General features: G+C 74.1%; 2 protein-coding genes. One reads left to right on the top strand and one right to left on the bottom strand.

From position 1 onward, the window contains the following. On the bottom strand, window positions 1-618 hold a 618-nt coding region (locus ACRYMN_RS20835), incomplete at its 3' end, for a TetR/AcrR family transcriptional regulator (protein ID WP_432499334.1). A gap of 77 nt (window positions 619-695) precedes the next feature. On the opposite strand from ACRYMN_RS20835, the gene ACRYMN_RS20830 reads away from it, so the two are divergent. Continuing rightward, a partial coding sequence (locus ACRYMN_RS20830; RefSeq protein ID WP_432499333.1) for an oxidoreductase occupies window positions 696-1,470 on the top strand: 775 nt, incomplete at its 3' end.

The raw sequence follows: 1,470 nt of genomic DNA, 5'->3' as shown, positions 1-1,470 counted from the left end.
CGCGCGCGAGGGGTCGAGGGCGATGCCGTCGATCGCGGCGTCGGCGATGCGGTTCAGCGTCGCGGCGTCGACGCCCGCCCTGGTGAGGGCCTCCAGCCCGCGGTGCGTGGTGACGACCAGGCCACCGAGCACCGCGGGATCGGCGTCCGGATCGACGTGGCCGGCGCGCTGGGCCTGCTCGACCAGCCGGCGGCAGCTGTCGAACAGCACCTCGAAGGCCGCCAGCGACCGGGCTGCGACCACCTCGTCCTCCAGGGCCAGCTCGGCCGTCCCCTTGGCCAGCAGGCAGCCGACGCGGCGGGAGTCGTCGACGTCGTCGAGGGCGTCGTCGGGGTCGCCCTCCGGGGAGCGCAGCCAGTCGCGCAGGCGCTCCAGCGCCTGCTCCTCGGGCCCTTCGACGCGGGCCGCCGCGTCCTCGTCCGAGGCGGTGCAGTACTCGTCGAAGACCCGGTGGAAGAGGGTCTCCTTGTCGCCGAAGGCGCCGTACAGGCTGCCCTTGCTCAGACCCGTGACGCGGGAGAGGTCCCCGACGGAGGTGCCGTGGTAGCCGGTCCGGTTGAACTGCCGGCGGGCCGCGTCGACGACGTCGTGCTCGTCGAACTCGCGTGGTCGCGCCATGCGCTCACGGTACGCCCATCTGAACCAGTGGTCCAGAACTCCTGGACGAATGGTCCAGAACATGTATTCTGGACCGCATGTTCAGAACAGTGTCCCCCTCCCCCACCGAGTTCGCCGGCAAGCGCGTCGTCGTCACCGGAGGCTCGCGCGGCATCGGCGCAGCCATCGCCCAGCGCTTCCTGGACGGCGGCGCGCGCGTCGTCGCGACCGCCCGCAGCGCCACCGACGACACCCCCCGCGCCGCCACCTTCCTCACCGGTGACGTCAGCACCCCCGCCGGGGTGCGGGCCTTCGCCACCGCAGCGCTCGACGTCCTCGGCGGCGTCGACGTCGTCGTCAACAACGCCGGCGCCGCCCGCGCCCACGTGGGAGGCGCCTCCACCATCCCCGACGAGGAGTGGCTCGACGCCCTGGACCTGAACTACCTCTCCGCCGTGCGCGTCACCGCCGCGCTGCTGCCGGCGCTGCGCGAGGCCGGCGCGGGCGGCACGATCGTCAACGTCTCCTCCGCGGCCGCGCTCCTCCCGACACCCCCGCTGGCCCACTACGCCGCCGCCAAGGCCGCCCTGAACGCCTACGGAAAGGCCCTGGCCACCGAACTCGCCCCCGCCGGCATCCGCGTCGCCACGGTCGTGCCCGGCAACGTCCTGACCCCTGGAGCCGACGCCCTGCGTCAGGACATCGCCGACGCGATGGGCGTCTCCCTGGCCGAGACCACCGCCGGCGTCCCCCTCGGACGCCCCGGGGACCCGCGCGACGTCGCCGAGGCCGTCGCCTACCTCGCCTCCGACCGCGCCCAGTGGGTCACCGGGGTGACCCTCACCGTCGACGGCGGGGAACTCCCCCTCGTCT

This window comes from Kineococcus gypseus (assembly GCF_050871305.1).
Lineage (GTDB): Bacteria > Actinomycetota > Actinomycetes > Actinomycetales > Kineococcaceae > Kineococcus > Kineococcus gypseus.
The sequence above is the reverse complement of the archived record's forward strand: the minus strand, read 5'-3'. Positions and strand labels throughout refer to the sequence as shown.